The organism is Arsenicibacter rosenii (assembly GCF_001870735.1).
Taxonomy (GTDB): Bacteria; Bacteroidota; Bacteroidia; order Cytophagales; family Spirosomataceae; genus Arsenicibacter; species Arsenicibacter rosenii.
Genome location: NZ_MORL01000001.1, coordinates 853,269 through 870,552, shown reverse-complemented (window position 1 = coordinate 870,552; position 17,284 = coordinate 853,269). Strand labels below are relative to the sequence as shown.

General features: G+C 50.6%; 17 protein-coding genes. 6 read left to right on the top strand and 11 right to left on the bottom strand.

Translation table 11 applies throughout. From position 1 onward, the window contains the following. Positions 1-22: 22 nt before the first annotated feature. Positions 23-352, bottom strand: coding sequence for a thioredoxin (gene trxA / locus BLX24_RS03305; protein WP_071501607.1), 330 nt, complete (start codon positions 350-352; stop codon positions 23-25). Between the two features lie 166 nt (positions 353-518). Between trxA and pgmB the strand changes: the two genes are divergently transcribed. The 3 genes from pgmB (at position 519) to BLX24_RS03290 (ending at position 4,168) form a co-directional block, all read left to right on the top strand. Then, positions 519-1,172 (top strand): beta-phosphoglucomutase, encoded by a 654-nt coding sequence (pgmB, locus tag BLX24_RS03300; RefSeq protein WP_071501606.1) that lies wholly within the window; start codon positions 519-521, stop codon positions 1,170-1,172. Positions 1,173-1,175: 3 nt separating this feature from the next. Further along, positions 1,176-1,748 (top strand): DinB family protein, encoded by a 573-nt coding sequence (locus BLX24_RS03295; protein ID WP_071501605.1) that lies wholly within the window; start codon positions 1,176-1,178, stop codon positions 1,746-1,748. Positions 1,749-1,852: 104 nt separating this feature from the next. Beyond that, positions 1,853-4,168, top strand: a complete 2,316-nt coding sequence (locus BLX24_RS03290; RefSeq protein WP_071501604.1) for a glycoside hydrolase family 65 protein — start codon at positions 1,853-1,855, stop codon at positions 4,166-4,168. Between the two features lie 178 nt (positions 4,169-4,346). Here BLX24_RS03290 and BLX24_RS33585 read toward each other — a convergent pair whose 3' ends face one another. The 4 genes from BLX24_RS33585 to BLX24_RS03270 form a co-directional block, all read right to left on the bottom strand. Further along, positions 4,347-4,547 carry a hypothetical protein gene (locus tag BLX24_RS33585; protein ID WP_229201682.1) on the bottom strand — a complete coding sequence of 67 codons (201 nt, stop codon included), beginning with the start codon at positions 4,545-4,547 and terminating at the stop codon, positions 4,347-4,349. Then, a complete protein-coding gene (locus BLX24_RS03280) occupies positions 4,537-4,755 on the bottom strand; it encodes a hypothetical protein (RefSeq protein WP_071501809.1) in 219 nt (72 codons plus the stop codon). Before BLX24_RS03280 ends, BLX24_RS33585 begins: the two co-directional genes overlap by 11 nt. A gap of 120 nt (positions 4,756-4,875) precedes the next feature. Next, positions 4,876-6,513: a chaperonin GroEL gene (groL, locus tag BLX24_RS03275; protein ID WP_071501603.1), complete on the bottom strand. Its 1,638-nt coding sequence runs from the start codon at positions 6,511-6,513 to the stop codon at positions 4,876-4,878. A gap of 102 nt (positions 6,514-6,615) precedes the next feature. Then, on the bottom strand, positions 6,616-6,912 hold the full coding sequence (locus BLX24_RS03270) for a co-chaperone GroES (protein WP_071501602.1): 297 nt from the start codon (positions 6,910-6,912) through the stop codon (positions 6,616-6,618). A gap of 252 nt (positions 6,913-7,164) precedes the next feature. On the opposite strand from BLX24_RS03270, the gene BLX24_RS03265 reads away from it, so the two are divergent. Next, positions 7,165-7,875: a hypothetical protein gene (locus tag BLX24_RS03265; RefSeq protein ID WP_071501808.1), complete on the top strand. Its 711-nt coding sequence runs from the start codon at positions 7,165-7,167 to the stop codon at positions 7,873-7,875. An 80-nt stretch (positions 7,876-7,955) separates the two neighbouring features. On the opposite strand, the gene secG is transcribed toward BLX24_RS03265, so the two are convergent. The 6 genes from secG to tamL all read right to left on the bottom strand — a co-directional run bounded on the left by secG (position 7,956) and on the right by tamL (position 15,480). Next, entirely contained in the window at positions 7,956-8,372 is a 417-nt protein-coding gene (gene secG / locus BLX24_RS03260; protein WP_071501601.1) for a preprotein translocase subunit SecG, read from the bottom strand. Positions 8,373-8,412: 40 nt separating this feature from the next. Further along, entirely contained in the window at positions 8,413-9,249 is an 837-nt protein-coding gene (locus BLX24_RS03255) for a DUF8458 domain-containing protein (RefSeq protein WP_071501600.1), read from the bottom strand. A gap of 119 nt (positions 9,250-9,368) precedes the next feature. Next, a complete protein-coding gene (gene lptE / locus BLX24_RS03250; RefSeq protein ID WP_083421761.1) occupies positions 9,369-9,896 on the bottom strand; it encodes an LPS assembly lipoprotein LptE in 528 nt (175 codons plus the stop codon). Between the two features lie 37 nt (positions 9,897-9,933). Further along, positions 9,934-11,241 (bottom strand): sigma-54 interaction domain-containing protein, encoded by a 1,308-nt coding sequence (locus tag BLX24_RS03245; protein WP_071501599.1) that lies wholly within the window; start codon positions 11,239-11,241, stop codon positions 9,934-9,936. A gap of 70 nt (positions 11,242-11,311) precedes the next feature. Further along, complete coding sequence (gene miaB / locus BLX24_RS03240) at positions 11,312-12,739, bottom strand: tRNA (N6-isopentenyl adenosine(37)-C2)-methylthiotransferase MiaB (protein WP_071501598.1); 1,428 nt, start codon at positions 12,737-12,739, stop codon at positions 11,312-11,314. A 155-nt stretch (positions 12,740-12,894) separates the two neighbouring features. Next, positions 12,895-15,480 carry a translocation and assembly module lipoprotein TamL gene (gene tamL, locus BLX24_RS03235; protein ID WP_071501597.1) on the bottom strand — a complete coding sequence of 862 codons (2,586 nt, stop codon included), beginning with the start codon at positions 15,478-15,480 and terminating at the stop codon, positions 12,895-12,897. Between the two features lie 2 nt (positions 15,481-15,482). Here tamL and BLX24_RS03230 point away from each other — a divergent pair, with 2 nt between their 5' ends. Beyond that, complete coding sequence (locus BLX24_RS03230; protein WP_071501596.1) at positions 15,483-16,247, top strand: TrmH family RNA methyltransferase; 765 nt, start codon at positions 15,483-15,485, stop codon at positions 16,245-16,247. A 22-nt stretch (positions 16,248-16,269) separates the two neighbouring features. Next, positions 16,270-17,145 (top strand): formate dehydrogenase accessory sulfurtransferase FdhD, encoded by an 876-nt coding sequence (gene fdhD / locus BLX24_RS03225; RefSeq protein WP_071501595.1) that lies wholly within the window; start codon positions 16,270-16,272, stop codon positions 17,143-17,145. Positions 17,146-17,284: the final 139 nt, after the last annotated feature.

Below are 17,284 nucleotides of genomic sequence, written 5' to 3'. Positions count from 1 at the left end.
TAACGCTCAGTAAGCAGATGGCTTACAGCTGAGCGGCTAATTTTTGCTCCAGAACGTTTTTAGGAACGGCACCAACGATTTTGTCAGCCAGTTCTCCGTTTTTGAAAATCAGCAAAGTCGGGATGCTACGGATACCGAATTTTGCGGGTGTAGTAGAGTTCGCATCAACATCCATTTTCGCAACTACTGCTTTACCTTCATATTCTTCGGCTAATTTTTCCACAACCGGGCCAATCATCTTACACGGTCCGCACCACTCAGCCCAGAAGTCAACCAGAACAGGTTTATCAGAATTAATCAGTTCGCTAAAGTTAGCATCAGTTGCTTCCAGGGCATATTTGGTCTCTGCCATAGCTGTAATTGTTTATGTTTTTGTCTTGTTTTATGGCATAATATTTTTCAATTGGATTAAGTTCCCGATTGGCCGGGGAGTCTATCCATTGTGCGATTTAACCGGCCTGTTTGTGCTGATTCTGCCGGAGTTGTGTTATTTTGCGGACTGGTACTTACTTTAATTCATGCAACCTGTCAAAGCATTTCTGTTTGATCTTGATGGCGTAATTGTAGATACGGCCATTTATCATTATCAAGCCTGGCGCCGGATGGCGAATGAGCTGGGGTTTGATATTTCCGAAGAATTTAACGAAGGACTAAAGGGCGTCAGCCGGATGGACTCGCTGGAGCTGATTCTGGCACACGGGAATGTGCAGCTTCCGGAAGAAAAAAAACAGGAACTGGCTACCCTGAAAAATCAGTGGTATCTGGAGCTGGTCAGCCGGATGACGCCAACCGATATTTTACCGGGCGTGCCGGCGTTTTTCGCGCAGGTGCGGGAGGCTGGCCTGAAAACCGCCCTCGGGTCTGTCAGTAAAAATGCCGGTCTGATCCTGGAACGCATCGGGATGACCGGTCAGTTCGATGCCATTATCGACGGTAACAAAATCGCAAAAGGCAAGCCGGATCCGGAAGTGTTCTTAAAAGGGGCGGAGGAACTGGGCGTACAACCCGCAGAATGTGTGGTCTTTGAAGATGCGGTAGCCGGGATTGAATCAGCCCTGCGGGCGGGTTCGTTTGCGGTTGGTCTGGGGTCGCCGGATGTCCTGACAAAGGCCAGTATGGTGTTTCCGTCCCTTGAAAACGTTACGGTTTCACAAATTTTAGCCCGTTTATAACCCATGCAAAAGCTCGAAACTGCCCGGCAACTTCAGCAGCGTTTATCGGCCGTATTAACGATCATTGATCAGGATTTTCGTCCGTTAACCCATGAGCAGCTGAGCCGGAAACCGGCTCCGGATAAGTGGAGCATGATCGAATGTCTGCAACACCTGAATCTGGCCGAACGGTTTTACATCCGGAATATCCAGCATAAGGTAGATCAGCTGGGGCTGATTCAGCACCAGCCGGCAGACCAGCCACTCGAATCCGGTTGGGTAGGGCGGGCTTTGCGCTGGGCGGTTGACCCGAAAACAAAAATGAAACTGCCTGCTCCGTCGTTTATCAAACCACGACAGGCACAGGACCTGGATGTAGCGGATGTGATGCAGCAATTTGTGGACCTGCAGCAAACGTTACATACACTGATCGACAAAGGCGTTTATCTGGACTGGAACACCACAAAACTCGCTACCTTGTTCGGCAACAGCATCCGGATCCGTCTGGGCGATGCCCTGCTGATGCTGGTGGCCCATACGGAACGGCATATCAATCAGGCACTACGGGCGAAAGAGATGCTGTCGCACGGTGAATAATTTGAACGTAACTAACAAGAAAGGATATTTCTGCGTACCTACTTACGATACCCCTGCATGCGTAATCGGTAAATCCCTATTTTCGCATGCTATTTTTACCTCTGATGAAACAATATCTGATTAACGATCCCTGGTGTATAGTCGAAGAGGGCTTCCACCGTGACTACAATGAAATTACGGAAAGTGCGATGAGCCTTGGCAACGGCCGGATGGGGCAGCGTGGCAATTTCGAAGAGCAGTTTACCGGAAAAACATTACAGGGCAATTACGTGGCCGGGGTCTATTATCCCGACAAAACCCGCGTTGGCTGGTGGAAAAACGGCTACCCGGAGTATTTCGCTAAGGTACTGAATGCCGCCAACTGGATTGGCATCAATATCGACATCGAGTACGAAAGCCTTGACCTGAACCATTGCGAGGTCCGTGACTTCCGCCGGGTGCTGAATATGCAGGAAGGCTACCTCGAACGGTCGTTTGTTGCCATACTGAAAAGCGGTAAAGAACTACAGGTAAATGCAAAACGCTTCTGCTCGATTGTCGATGACGAGGCCGGTGCTATCAGGTATGCCATCACCCCGCTGAACTTCGATGGTAAGATCACGATCACGCCCTATATCGATGGAGACATCCGTAACAAGGATGCCAATTACGACGAGAAGTTCTGGGATGAAGTACGTAAGGAAACCGCCTACGGCGAAGCGTACATCGAGCTGCGGACCCGGAAAACCGGCTTCCATGTGGCTACCGGCATGTGCGTTGAAATTGAGCAGAACGGTACTAAAATTGATTACCAGTCACAGCCGATCAAATACGAAAAGTACGTAGCCAACCGCATGACGCTTGATTGTGAGCGCGGGCAGGAAACGGCCATCTACAAATACGCGGTTAACCTCTCGTCGCTCAACTACGACCCGGATAACCTGTTAGCCGATGCGCGTCAGTATATCCAGCGGATTACCCGCAAGGGGTTCGACAAGATGCTGTATGAGCAGAAACAGGCGTGGGCTGATAAGTGGAAAATGAACGACATTACCATTGACGGGGATGTAGCTGCCCAGCAAGGTATCCGGTTCAATATCTTCCAGCTCGAACAGACCTATACCGGCGAAGACGAACGGTTGAACATCGGCCCGAAAGGCTTCACGGGTGAAAAATACGGCGGATCGACCTACTGGGATACCGAAGCCTATTGCTTACCGTTTTATCTGGCTACGGCCGATCAGAAAGTAGCCCGTAACCTGCTGGTCTATCGCCACAAGCAGCTGGGTAAAGCCATTGAAAATGCACAGAAACTCGGCTTTAAGGCTGGGGCCGCGCTCTATCCGATGGTGACCATGAACGGAGAGGAATGCCACAACGAGTGGGAAATCACGTTCGAAGAAATTCACCGGAACGGGGCCATTGCGTATGCCATCTACGATTATGTACGCTACACCGGCGATGAGCCGTATCTGGTTGACTATGGCCTGGAGGTGCTGATTGCCATCAGCCGGTTCTGGAGTCAGCGGGTCAACTGGTCGGGCGCCAAACAGCAGTATGTCATGTTGGGCGTGACGGGCCCGAATGAATACGAAAATAACGTTAACAATAACTGGTATACCAACTACATCGCCGCCTGGACACTGCGGTATACCATTGAGGCCGTCGAAAAGGTGAAAGCACTAAATCCGGAAGCCTTTGCCGAACTGGCCGAACGGATTCACTTCCGCGAGGAGAAAGAGGTGGCTACGGCGAAACACATTGTGGCAAACATGCACTATCCGTTTGATCCGGAACGCGGTGTATTTCTGCAGCAGGAAGGCTTCCTGGATAAGGAACTGATGCCGGTCAATGACATTCCGAAAGGGCAGCGGCCGCTGAACCAGAACTGGTCGTGGGACCGGATTCTGCGTTCCTGTTTTATTAAGCAGGCCGATGTGCTGCAAGGCTTCTATTTCTTTGACGACGAATTTGATACGGAAGCCCTGCGCCGGAACTTCGACTTTTATGAGCCGATGACGGTGCACGAATCGTCGCTGTCGCCTTGTGTACACTCCGTACTGGCGTCGAAGCTGGGGATGAAGGAGAAAGCGTATGAGATGTATCTCCGTACGGCCCGTCTGGATCTGGACGACTATAACAACGATACGGAAGATGGTCTGCACATTACGTCTATGGCAGGTACATGGCTGGCGGTCGTGAAGGGTTTTGGTGGGCTGCGGGTACAGAATGAAACCTTGCGGCTCGATCCGTATTGTCCGGATAACTGGCAGTCGCTGGCCTTTAAGCTGCGTTTCCGAGGGGTATTGTTACAGGTGTCGGTAACGCAGGACTCGGTAACGGTCGAAAACTTCTCAGCGCAGCCGATAACGCTTCAGCTGCTGGGTCAGCCGCTGACCATCGGCAAAGAAAGCGCCGAAACGGTCGCGATAGCAGCATAACGAAGCGGCCCCGATCACGCTGATCGGGGCCGCTTCGTTTATATAGTGTCTTCGTCGTCAAACGAGTTGTTGATAATCTCGATAAGTTCTGATTTGGTGATGGCAGACTCTTCAGACTTGTCATAAATCGTAACCAGGAAAATCGTTTCGATGTCGTCAGTTACGTCGACATAATAGGTTATGACACGAAATCCACCACTTTTTCCTTTTCCTTTAGCCGTATTTTGTAGAGACCCGCCCCAAGGTCAGTGCCGAGCCTGGGATTTTGTTCAATTTCCTTTTCCAAGGCCCTTAATTCTTGAGTAAGCGATAGATATTTTTTTGCTAATCGCTTCAGCTTTCGGTCAAAATAAGGAAGGGCAAGAATTTTAGGCTTCATCTTCAAGTTCAGTTAATACCTGATCCAAGGTTCTTGCCTTCAGTTTTCCTTGTTTAATGAGTTTGATTTCTTTCAAACCCTCTTTAATCTGATCTTTCAACGGGACGATATCTTCCGCTTCTTCCTGAATAATCATTTCCTTAAGCTCCCGTTTCACGCGGGACGGCAGCACTTTATATTGTTCGAACAAAATCTGAGCGGTAGTCATAATGGCTGATCGTTTTTTCAAAATACCGGTATAGACAAAACTAAACAATTGACAGCCACAAAAAAATCCCCCAACCACAAGGTTGAGGGATCGTATCGTCTGTTTTAGCAAGACAGTTGATTACATCATGCCGCCCATGCCACCGCCGTGTGCGTGTGCACCACCACCGGCAGGCGCTTCTTCCGGCTCGTCAGCAATCACACACTCTGTTGTCAGCAACAGACCGGCGATAGACGCTGCGTTTTCCAGCGCTAAGCGGGTTACTTTCTTAGGGTCGATGATACCGGCAGCGAACAGGTCTTCGTACGTATCGTTTTTCGCGTTGTAGCCAAAACCGCCGGTGCTTTCTTTCACCTTGTTGATCACCACTGAACCTTCGCCGCCAGCGTTAGAAACGATGGTACGCAGCGGAGATTCCAGGGCCGTGCGGATGATCGCAACACCTGTTTTCTCGTCGTCGTTGATTGTCTGAACGCTGTCTAGTGAAGAGATGGCGCGGATCAGGGCAACACCACCACCGGTAACGATACCTTCTTCAACGGCAGCGCGGGTAGCGTGCAGGGCATCGTCAACACGGTCTTTTTTCTCTTTCATTTCAACTTCAGTAGCCGCACCAATGTACAGGATCGCTACACCACCTGACAGTTTCGCCAGACGCTCCTGCAGCTTCTCACGGTCGTAGTCGGATGTTGTGTTTTCGATCTGTGCTTTGATCTGGTTTACGCGGCCCTGGATGTGTTCTTTCGCTCCGATGCCATTAACAATAGTTGTATTGTCTTTGTCGATCAGGATTTTTTCGGCCTGGCCTAAGAACTCGATGGATGCATTTTCCAGTTTGAAGCCACGCTCTTCGCTGATAACCTGACCACCTGTCAGGATCGCGATGTCTTCCAGCATAGCTTTCCGGCGGTCACCGAAGCCAGGCGCTTTAACGGCTGCTACTTTCAGGGCACCACGGATTTTGTTTACTACCAGAGTAGCCAGGGCCTCACCGTCAACATCTTCAGCGATGATCAACAATGGCCGGCCTGTCTGCGCTACTTGCTCCAGAACCGGCAGCAACTCTTTCATCGAAGAAACTTTCTTCTCAGAGATCAGGATGAACGGACGTTCCAGTTCAGCTTCCATTTTCTCTGTGTTGGTTACGAAGTATGGCGACAGGTAGCCACGGTCGAACTGCATACCTTCAACCGTTTTAACTTCGGTTTCTGTACCGCGTGCTTCTTCAACAGTGATTACCCCTTCTTTGCCCACTTTCTTCATGGCCTCAGCAATCATGTTGCCGATTTCTTCGTCGTGGTTTGCAGAGATGGTAGCCACCTGCGCAATTTTACCGAAGTCGTCGCCTACGGTCTGAGCCTGCTCTGCCAGATTTTTCACCACCGTGATAACGGCTTTGTCGATACCACGCTTCAGGTCCATCGGATTAGCACCAGCCGCTACGTTTTTCGCACCGATCGAGTAGATCGCCTGTGCCAGAACCGTTGCTGTTGTTGTACCGTCACCAGCCGAGTCCGCTGTTTTCGACGCAACTTCTTTTACCAGCTGAGCCCCCATGTTTTCCATGGCGTCTTTCAGCTCAATTTCTTTTGCTACAGTAACACCATCTTTTGTAATCGCTGGTGAACCGAATTTTTTATCAAGGATTACGTTACGGCCTTTAGGACCTAAGGTAACTTTTACGGCATCAGCCAGCGTGTCTACACCACGTTTGATTTTGTCGCGGGCTTCTGTGTCAAAAAATATTTTCTTTGCCATTTTTTTAGAGAATGAATAATGAACAATGTAGAATGAATAATGTAGTTTGTATGTGTACAAAGCGCGTTAGCCCATTGTACATTATACATCATCCATTAAAAATTAGAGGATTGCGAAGATGTCTGATTCACGCATGATCAGATACTCTTTGCCGTCAACAGTGATCTCTGTACCAGCGTATTTGCCGTAGAGAACAGTATCACCAACCTGTACCGTCAGAGGCTCGTCTTTTTTGCCTGTGCCAACAGCTACAACTGTACCACGCTGTGGTTTTTCTTTGGCAGTGTCAGGGATGATGATACCAAAAGCGGTTTTTTCTTCAGCCGGGGCGGCTTCTACCAAGACCCGGTCAGCTAGCGGGCGTACGTTCACTTTTACGTTTTCCTCTGCTGCTACCATAGCAATAAAGTGATTAAGGTTATAAATGAAAATTGTTAATACTGAGTTCTACTAGGCCCGATTGCCAATTACTGTGCCAAAATGCGAAACTGACATTTTTACAGTTTTATGTCATAAGTTGGACATTATCGGGGTATCATAGGCGTTTGTTAGGCAATGGCACAAAAAAGGCAAACAATGTTTTGGATTATTCTCTTTTTAGTGTACATTACTCTTACTTAAGTTTAAGTCCAACCGTAAATAATGTTCGCTATGAAACGTCTGGAGTCTGACTGGTTGACACAAGGATGGCTGGATGCCGAATACAAAAAGTATGTCGTAATGGCATATCTGCACGCGGTTCAGCAAAACTTCTCTGACAAAAAACTCTACCCTGATTTACCCGAATTACGCCAGCACTACGAAAAAGGGCTACAATTCAGACAAGGCAAAGGTACGCTTAAAGCGGCGTTTCCCAAGAAACCGGTGCGATTTGACATAAAAAGCCAGACGCTGCGGTACAAATCTGAGGTAATGGATAATGACTTTCTGGCCGATCTCGACGATGTGGTAGATTTTGCCATTCCCCGTTTTCAGAAGCTGTTTCAGGAAGGCCAGCAACTCTGGAATGAAATTCTGTCGGGGCTGAGCCTGATTCCGATCGGATTAATGCCCTTACGGCCCGAAGAAGGCTATCTGCTCATTCACCGGACGCGGCAGGCCGAAACGCAGATTTATTCGTATTGCCTGACCTTATATTCCGACGGGGAGCCGGGGGGGCGCTACGTACATATCCGGTATGTGGAGTCGATGCCCAAAAGCGTGCACCGGACATTTGAAAACATGAAACTGGATCTGGTTCGCCGGTACCGTCACCTGCCCAATCCGGCAACCTATATGCTCGAAAGCAACTGGAATTATCCCGTACAGGAAACCTTACTGCCCATCGCCCGTCAACTGATTGCCCAGGCGGCTCAGGCGTAACAGCTACCCGATATGATGCGGATAAGACATAAAAAAAGCCCTTCCGGACAGGAAGGGCTTTTGCATATAACACTGGTAAATTACTTCGTAGCTGAGCTTGGGGCTGCGGCTGGAGGAGGTGTTGCACCTGTTCCGGCTGGTGCAGCAGCAGGTGTCTGCTGAGCAGGCGCAGGAGCGCCGGCCGGCGCAGCGGCTGGTCCGGCAGCAGGTACTGTACGGGTTGCGGCACGGTCGACGTTTACCGATGACGACTGCGTACCAACGCTCGATTTGTCAATCATGATATACGACGCCAACGTCAGTACCATCATACCAACGCCAAGACCCCAGGTAATTTGTTCTAATAAATCGGTCGTTTTTTTGACGCCCATCAATTGGTTTGACCCTAACCCGCCAAGCTCGCCTGAAAGTCCGCCACCTTTTGAGTTTTGAACCAGTACGATCAGGATAAGCAAAACGGTAATAATGCAGATGATAATAATCGTTGCCGTTACCATGTAAACTGTTTAACTAATTGTAAGATCATTGATGACAATACTAGGGAATCATATCGTTGTCAGCGTTTGCTGGATTTTCCCGTAGCTCGTCAATTCTGGATGCAAAGTACGCTTTTTTATCGGGATTTTTCAACAATAGCTTTTCATAGATTTCAATGGCCTGATTTACCTTACCTTGCTTAATCAGAATTTTGGCAAAGCTTTCTGTGGCCAAAGAAAGTCCGGATGATGTATTGCGCTGGGCAAGGTCAACCTGTTCGACGGGATCAGTAAGTTTGGCCCTGAAGGGGGCAATACGGGGTTCGTTACGGATAAACGTATCGATGATTTCAGACTGCCGCTGCCGTTCTTCTTCATTGGCGGCCGGCGCTGGTTCCGGTTGCTCAGCGGTTGGCTGCTGAGCCAGTTCGGTTTGTAATGTATTTTCCAGAAGAGGCAGCTCATCTGGTTCCGGGATTACTAATTCAGGCATTTTTGGCTCTGGCAATCGAATCAGCGGAACACCCGCCAATCCGTTGTTTAGGCCCGACTTTGACTTGAAAAGCGCATAACTTTCCTGCTGATAATCGTCAGGGATCGGTACTTGTCCGGTCGAAAGTTCATTCAGACGGGAAAGCAGGTGATCTGACCACTGAAACTCATTATCAATCAGTCTGCGTAACGCGTTGCGGCTCAGGGCATAAGCCGCCGCCTTGCGTGCAAACGTAATGGTTTGGCTTTTCTGGTGAATTGACGCGGCTTTGGCGGTCAATGAATAAAGCGCCTGGCAATAAGGATACACTTGCAGACTTTCCTGCAACTGCTGAAAATCACTATCCGTTAAGTCGTTGGGATGAGTTACCCAATATGAAAGTGTTTCCTTATCAAGAGGCTGCATTACCGGTGGTGTCGGGGGTTACTAATTATTTTTCTAAAGTAGACAAAAACCGGGTTCCGGCAAAAAAAGTTTCGTACCGAAATAAAGTTAATGTTAACAAGTTCTTGAATCTGAATACACTACCAGTCGGCAGCCGTTTTATTAAAAATGTCCAGTACCAGCTGATCCAGGATTTTAGGCACTAACCGGCCTTCATTCTGGGTTAGCGTCTGGTTCTGCGGGAAATCCTGATAAAACGAAAAGGATTGTTCGAAGTTTTTACTTTCGTCTTTGTTGTTTACAAACCGGACCTGAACGGTAACCTGCAACCGGTTCAGACCCGCCTGATCGGATGCGGTCGGCGCAACGGCCAGCAGGTCATAATTGGTGATGGAGCCTTCCAGCGATAAATCTCCGTTGTTGGGCAGTACTTTCAGGTTCGTATACCGCTGGTAGTATTCCTTGAGCTTTTCGTTGAAATTCAGCGCCAGGTTGGCCGGTCCACCTGCCGTTGCCATGGTAAAGTTGCTGATCGTAATCGACTTCAGATCCGGCGACAGGGTGGTGCCCGTAAACGAATAGACGCCGCAGGAATTAATGAATAATGAAAAATGAATAATGAAAAATGTCCGGATAATCCATCTGAAACCTGAAACGGGTTTCATCATTATCCATTTTACATTTTTTATTTCAGCTATTCGCGGCTTACTCTTCATCAATCTGGTACTGTTTAATTTTCCGGTATAACGTCCGTTCGGAGATACCAAGTGCCTGTGCTGCGTATTTTCGCTTGTTATTATTGCGGCGAAGCGCCTTCACAATCATTTCTTTCTCTTTTTTCTCCAGCGACAGCGAGTCATCATCTTCGGTTTCATGCGAAATGTCTTCGATCGTGATTTCTTCGTCCTCGTCGAGATCATTATAGTTCTCAATGGTCTCAACGGCGGGCAGGAGTTTGGCTACGTGGGTTTCCGACGGCTCCGCCGACGGTACATAGGTATCGCTTTGGAGCGTATCAAACAACTCTTTATGATTATTTAAGATCTGCCGGCCGTATTGCTCATTTCCTAACACTTCAAGAACGAGTTTTTTCAGGTCGGTCATGTCCCGGCGTAAGTCAAAAAGAACCTTATAGAGAATTTCCCGCTCGTTGAAGTTCTCTGAAGAGCCGCTTCCGGCTGCCGAAGGCACCATAACCGGCATCCGGCTCGTTGGCTGCTGCTGCGGCAGATAGCGGCCCAGCACATCGGTATCCACCGGCCGTGAGTGATCCGACTCCAGAATGGATATTTGCTCCGCCATGTTTTTCAGTTGCCGGATATTGCCCGGAAACGGATAACGCAGCAACATCTGCTTGGCCGGCTCTGTCAGCTGAATGGGTTTAATGCGGTAGCGCTCGGCAAAATCGGTCGTAAATTTGCGGAACAGCAGTTCGATGTCTTCACCTCGCTCACGCAGGGGCGGGACAAAAATCGGGACGGTATTGAGCCGGTAGTACAGGTCTTCACGGAAGCGCCCTTTTTCGACGGCATCCATCAGATTTACGTTCGTCGCCGCCACTACCCGCACGTCGGTTTTCATCACCTTTGATGAACCCACACGGATAAATTCGCCGTTTTCGAGTACCCGCAGCAAACGGGCCTGCGTACCGATGGGCATTTCCCCGATTTCATCAAGGAAGATCGTACCGCCATTGGTGGTTTCAAAATAGCCCTTCCGCTGGTCGACGGCACCCGTAAACGACCCCTTTTCGTGGCCGAACAGCTCCGAATCAATGGTCCCCTCGGGAATTGCCCCGCAGTTGATGGCAATAAATTGACCGTGCTTCCGGTGACTCAGGCTATGGATAATCTTCGAAAACGATTCCTTGCCGCTTCCGCTTTCACCCGTAATAAGTACTGTAAGGTCTGTGGCAGCCACCTGCATCGCCACGTTAATGGCGTAATTCAGGGCAGGTGCGCTGCCGATTATACCGAAGCGTTGTTTGACGCTTTGAATTTCCTGTAGATTCATGCTGTCAGGGTAAATATTCCAAATCACCCAAGTCTTTTACCCGACCCGTTGAGGCTTTACTGATGAATGATCAGGCTACAACTTCACCCCGCAATGTGGCGGCAGTACAGTCAGTAATGCGCACGAGCACATACTGCCCTTTCTGTAGGTCGCCTTTCGGAAACACTACCATTTTGTTCTGGTCGTTACGCCCGCATAGCTCTTCGGCTGACCGCTTCGAGGTACCTTCGATCAACACTTTCTGCACCTGCCCGATCGTGCGCTGATTCCGCTCCAGTGAGAGTTTCTGCTGCAGGGCAATGATTTCGTTCAGGCGGCGGAGTTTCACGTCATGCGGTACATCATCGGCATACTTTTTGGCTGCCGGTGTGCCGGGACGCTCCGAATAGGCAAACATGTAGCCATAGTCGTAGCGGGCATATTCCATCAGCGTCAGCGTATCCCGGTGCTCTTCTTCGGTTTCTGAGCAGAAGCCCGAGATCATGTCATGCGAAATGCCGCAGTCTTCACCCAGAATGGCGCGGATCCGGTCAATTTTCTGGATATACCAATCCCGGTCATAGGTCCGGTTCATCAGTTTCAGAATCCGGCTGTTGCCGCTCTGTGCGGGCAGGTGAATGTATTTGCAGATGTTTTCGTACTTCGCCATCGTATGGAGCACGTCATCTGTAATGTCTTTCGGGTGAGAGGTAGAGAACCGGACCCGCAACTCAGGGCTGACCTGCGCAACCCGTTCCAGCAAGAGCGCAAAATTGACATGCTCGCTGCCGTCGGCACTCGTCCACTTGTATGAGTCGACGTTCTGACCAAGCAGGGTTACCTCCTTGTAGCCATCGGCCACCAGTTGTTCGGCCTCACGGACGATAGAATGGGCGTCGCGGCTCCGTTCCCGACCACGGGTATAAGGCACCACACAGAAGCTGCACATGTTGTCGCAGCCCCGCATGATCGAAATAAACGCAGTAATGCCGTTTGAATTCAGGCGGATCGGCGCAATATCGGCGTAGGTTTCCTCGCGCGACAGGAATACGTTCACCGCCTTTTGCCCGGTTTCGGCTTCTTCAACCAGCTTCGGAATGTCGCGGTAGGCATCCGGCCCCGCCACGATATCAACGATTTTTTCTTCTTCCAGAAGTTTGGTTTTCAGGCGCTCGGCCATACATCCCAGCATACCGACTACCAGTTCGGGTTTCCGCTTTTTGAGGGTATTGAGCTGTTTCAGCCGGTTCCGTACCTTCTGCTCGGCGTTGTCGCGGATGGCGCAGGTGTTCAGGAAGATCAGATCCGCTTCGTCGGCGGTCGAGGTCGTGGCAAAACCGGCATTCCGCATCACAGCAGCCACAATCTCGCTGTCGGAGAAGTTCATCTGGCAGCCATAGCTTTCGATATACAGCCGCTTTTTGCCAACCGCAAGCTCGTCTTCCGAGACGCGTGGCAGATCAGTGGCTTCTTTATCTTCCGGAGTTAATATCGTGAGTGTTTCGGCAATACGTTCCATTGAAACAAATGTCAGTGTTGTTGTTTGGTTTTGCTCTATAAGCCAGGCCGCAGCTGAGTAAGCGGCTGAATCCGTTAAACAGCAAACCAAAACCTATTGGTTCTTGCAAAATTACAAAGAATAGGGGAAGTTTCCTGACATTTTGGCAGGTTAATTTAAAACGGATAACCAATCCCAAAATTAACTACCAGTGGATTAGGTCCTTTCGAAAGCTGCCGCAGGGAGAACTTCGGCAGGATAAACCGTTCGTCGACCCATTGATTTGTTTCCGGATTGACATACCGGCGGGCAGGGTCCCAAACCTTGACGGCGGCATCGAACCGGATAATAAAGTACGAAAAGTCGATGCGGATACCATAGCCGGTTGCCACTGCCATGTCGGAGAAAAAGCGGTTGGCCTTGAGGGTTGCCAGCGGTTTGTTGGGGTTGGGTCGTAGAAGCCACACATTTCCGGCATCGACAAACAGCGCCCCGTTTATATCGGCCCCGAAATGAAACAACCGGTGACGAAGTTCGGCCGAACCTTCCAGCAATAAGTCGCCCGGCTGTTCGAAACGATAGGCGAACTGCTCATATCGTTCGGTTGAATCTTTGGTGTAGCGGTATTTCGGAACATTCGGGTTGGTTTCATCCGTTTCCGGAAGGGCCGATCCCGGTCCGAGCCGTCTTGGGAGCCAACCACGGACACTGTTACTGCCACCAACAAAGAACCGCCGTTCGTAAGGAGCGGTTTTATTGGGGCCATACCCATACAGAATGCCGGTATTGATCCGGAAGGCCAGGGTGGTGTGGGGGCGTATCGGAATATAGCGGCGGTAGTCCAGATTGAGGCGCAGGTATTTATAGAACTGTAACCCTGTGACGCTTGAATCGCTCCAGTGTTCAATGGTTTTATTCTTCACGAAATTCAGGGTAGTACCGCCGGATTCCAGGGCCGTCCGGAAAAAGTTTGTCCGTCGGTTCAGCGTCGCCGCATTGGCATTGTAGGTATAGGCAAAGCTGATGTTCGATGAGAACGCCGGATAGAAGCTGTTGGCCAGAATGGTGTTTCCGCTTCGGGCCTGTGCAACGATAAAATTCCGGTAAGCCTGCCCGAATTCCCGGTTGGCAAAACTGGAATTAATCAGGTTGACATCGGCAATGTAAAACGTAAACTGACGCGTTTGTGACAGCTGCCAGTTGTATGACATCGTGGCCCGGAACGTTCGCCGGAGGTAATCCGGCCGGCTGGTAAAGGTAAAACCGATACCGACCTGTGTCCGTGGCGTATAATGGCTGAAAATAAAGCGGGGTTTGCCTGGAAACAGCACCTGCGGAAAAAGCAGTGATGAGTTTAATGCCACTTCTGTGGCCATCAGAATGTTATCGGCGCCGGGGTAGCCTGCCTGGGCTTCAAGGCCGTACCGGAAGTTGGTTTCCAGCGCCTCAAGGCCGTTAAACAGATTGCGGACCCGGAAGGAAACATTACCGAAGGGTCCGGGAAACCCCTGGTTCTGGTAAAGAACAAAAAGGCCTCCCTCAAATGTAGTTTCATATTTGTCGAGCGGACTGAGGGTGATATTGGCGCGCAGCTTCCGGTTGGTGGTATCGGTTATGTTGACACTGATGTATTTATACTGGTTCAGCATAAACAGCTGACGCTGGGTTTCGGCCAAATCTTCCTGGCGGAACTGATTACCGGGACGAAGCCGGATTTTTGTACTTAGCAGCCGGGTGGCATACTTTGGTCCGGAATAGTAAAAACGAACACCGTTCCGGACATCGCTGGAGGATCCGCGCAGGCTATCGGTTTTGGGAGCAGGGGTGTTTACCGCATTCGGATTGTCGTTGATCGTCACCTGCACCTGCCCGATCGTAAAGCGTGGGTGAGCCGGTTGACCTACCGGATTCACGATGCGGAAGAGCCAGTCGACCTGGCGACGGGCAGAATCCCGGCTGATGACAACGGATGTATCTGGCTCCGGAAAAACATACTGGCGGGAAAAACCGTAATAGCCGTTGTTGCGGAGCAGGGTCTCAATGCGTACCCGTTCGCTCAGGGCCTTGTCGGTATTATAGCGTTCGCCGGTCTTCACATACGCGTCGGCTTTCGCCCGTTTGATGATCGAGTCGACTACCGGATCTTCGGCTTCAAAATCAACATTCCGGTTATAAAACCCGCTACGTTCGTTAATCTGGTAAGTGACCTGCACCTGCCGGCGTAAAAGGGTATCCAGTGTATAGGTTACATAAGCATTGAAGAACCCGTTATTAAAGAGGTACTTCTGAATTTTTACTGCATTGGCCTGCCCGTCGCGGGGATAAAAGTAAGACGGAGGCTCTCCGAGGTTACGCATCAGGCCATTGCCTTCTTCTATGGTTCTGCGCAGTTTTTTAGCCTTCCGCCCAAACCGGCGGTTCAGCTTTTTAAGCGCCTTCGGGTCATTGGTCAGTTGCTGGCTTTGTTGTTCAAATTCGGTAGTTTTGGCCTCTAATTCTTTTACCGCCGCTTCCCGGTTGTAGCTTTTCAGGCCAAGTTCATAAAACCAGAGGGCAGGCGTTACCGGAAGCCGCAGGATCCGGCGGTTAGGCTTTTGCGGCAGAAGGGCTTCCAGTTCTTCGGTGGGAATGGAGCGGTTACCCCGAATGGTCTGACCATAGAGTAAATACTCGCCATTGCGTACTGATCGGTTGCTGATACAGCCAGAGACTAAGGTGGTTATGGCGGTGAAAACAACGAGCCAGCGCTTTGAAAATACCATATATGCTTACAAATAATCAGCGAAAATACATCCAATCACTTCATCAGAAAAAATTCCGGCAACAATCAGGCGCTTTTCTGGTCGAAGGGGCCAAAAGTGTGCAGGAGGTCCTCGCATCTGATTTTACCGTCGATATGCTTCTGGCAACGGAGGGCTTCTGTAAAGAAAATGCCCGGTTGATAGACAACAAACGGACGCAGACCGAAATTGTGCCGGTTTCCGAGCTGGAGCGCGTTACCACGCTGGAAAGCAACAATGCTGCGGTGGCTGTCGTAAAAACGAAAGACAACCGGCCTTTAGTCGCCGGACCCGGCGAATTTGTGCTGGTGCTGGATGATGTCCGCGATCCGGGCAATCTGGGCACCATCCTGCGCATTGCCGATTGGTATGGCATCCGCAAGCTGATCTGTTCCGATACTACGGCTGAAGTCTACAACCCGAAAGTAATTTCAGCCAGTAAAGGTTCATTTACCCGCGTAAACTGGTGGTATGGGAATCTGCCGGCGTTCTTTGCCGGTGTCAGCAAGGAGGGTGGGCCTGAAATGCCGGTGTATGGCGCTTTTCTGGATGGCAACGATGTACATACGATGTCGTTCGGCAAAGGCGGATACCTGGTGATGGGGAACGAATCAAACGGAATCGGACCGGCAGTCAGTCCGTTTATAACCGAAAAAATTACGATTCCGCGCTTTGGCGAGGCCGAATCCTTAAACGTTGGCATCGCTACCGCAGTTATAGTAGATAACTGGAAACGTTCAACTAAATAAGGCGGCAGGGGCCGCCGGAGCTATGGTCAGTCCTGTCATTATTCAAAAAGTTATCGACGGTGCGCTACAGGAGCCGCAGCCGGATTTGCTCGCCATTGAAGAGCCGCTGGAAATCAGGCTCGGCTTCGGGCCCATCGACAACCGGCAGCAGCGAAGCCTGAGTGTAACGATGCGGACCCCCGGCGCTGACGGACCCGGTGCCGATCAGGAACTGGCGCTTGGGTACCTGTATGCAGAAGGAATTATCCGCGAGGCATCCGACGTCGTCTCCTGCCGTCATTGCGTACAGGACGCTACCAAACAAGGCAATGTGCTGCGGGTGGAATTACAGCCATCGGTACTCATTGACTGGCAACTGCTGGAACGCCATACCTATGCCTCATCGAGCTGCGGTATTTGCGGGAAAGCCTCGATTGATGCCGTTCGGGCGAGTTGTCCGGCGACGATGACGTCCGGCGGATTCAGGGTTGACGCAGCGGTCCTGCAACGTCTGTCCGACCGGGTGCAGGCTGCTCAGCGGGCCTTTTCGTATACGGGAGGGGTGCATGCGGCGGCTCTGTTTGATGCTGACGGGCAGGTACTAATGCTGCGGGAGGATGTCGGTCGGCATAATGCGCTCGACAAACTGGTCGGGGCCGCGCTCTGGAACGGGCAGGTTCCGCTTCAGGAATACGGAATTTTTCTGAGCGGCCGGATTGGGTTCGAACTCGTGCAGAAAGCCTGGATGGCGGGTGTACCGGTGCTGGTGGCGGTTGGTGCACCTACGAGCCTGGCCGTCGAGATGGCCAGGGAGGCAGGTATTACACTGATTGGCTTTATGCGGAACCAGCGCTTCAATGTATACACCGGCGTGGAACGGGTTGTTGTGGCTGAAGCAATCGGCTATGGCAATAAGTAACACAATCGTAACAGGAAACGCAGGCCGGTGAACGGGATATGCTTGCAAACCGATATGCTGGAGGCTGAACCTGTCGCGGTGATGGGCTGGATGCTGTACCGGTATTTTTTGTAAGTCGCCGAACAGTATGTAAGTTAAG

Coding starts and splice junctions, on each gene's coding strand:
- trxA (WP_071501607.1), bottom strand. CDS start 352: ATGGCAGAGACCAAATATGCCCTGGAAGCAACTGATGCTAACTTTAGC.
- pgmB (WP_071501606.1), top strand. CDS start 519: ATGCAACCTGTCAAAGCATTTCTGTTTGATCTTGATGGCGTAATTGTA.
- BLX24_RS03295 (WP_071501605.1), top strand. CDS start 1,176: ATGCAAAAGCTCGAAACTGCCCGGCAACTTCAGCAGCGTTTATCGGCC.
- BLX24_RS03290 (WP_071501604.1), top strand. CDS start 1,853: ATGAAACAATATCTGATTAACGATCCCTGGTGTATAGTCGAAGAGGGC.
- BLX24_RS33585 (WP_229201682.1), bottom strand. CDS start 4,547: ATGAAGCCTAAAATTCTTGCCCTTCCTTATTTTGACCGAAAGCTGAAG.
- BLX24_RS03280 (WP_071501809.1), bottom strand. CDS start 4,755: ATGACTACCGCTCAGATTTTGTTCGAACAATATAAAGTGCTGCCGTCC.
- groL (WP_071501603.1), bottom strand. CDS start 6,513: ATGGCAAAGAAAATATTTTTTGACACAGAAGCCCGCGACAAAATCAAA.
- BLX24_RS03270 (WP_071501602.1), bottom strand. CDS start 6,912: ATGGTAGCAGCAGAGGAAAACGTAAAAGTGAACGTACGCCCGCTAGCT.
- BLX24_RS03265 (WP_071501808.1), top strand. CDS start 7,165: ATGAAACGTCTGGAGTCTGACTGGTTGACACAAGGATGGCTGGATGCC.
- secG (WP_071501601.1), bottom strand. CDS start 8,372: ATGGTAACGGCAACGATTATTATCATCTGCATTATTACCGTTTTGCTT.
- BLX24_RS03255 (WP_071501600.1), bottom strand. CDS start 9,249: ATGCAGCCTCTTGATAAGGAAACACTTTCATATTGGGTAACTCATCCC.
- lptE (WP_083421761.1), bottom strand. CDS start 9,896: ATGATGAAACCCGTTTCAGGTTTCAGATGGATTATCCGGACATTTTTC.
- BLX24_RS03245 (WP_071501599.1), bottom strand. CDS start 11,241: ATGAATCTACAGGAAATTCAAAGCGTCAAACAACGCTTCGGTATAATC.
- miaB (WP_071501598.1), bottom strand. CDS start 12,739: ATGGAACGTATTGCCGAAACACTCACGATATTAACTCCGGAAGATAAA.
- tamL (WP_071501597.1), bottom strand. CDS start 15,480: ATGGTATTTTCAAAGCGCTGGCTCGTTGTTTTCACCGCCATAACCACC.
- BLX24_RS03230 (WP_071501596.1), top strand. CDS start 15,483: ATGCTTACAAATAATCAGCGAAAATACATCCAATCACTTCATCAGAAA.
- fdhD (WP_071501595.1), top strand. CDS start 16,270: ATGGTCAGTCCTGTCATTATTCAAAAAGTTATCGACGGTGCGCTACAG.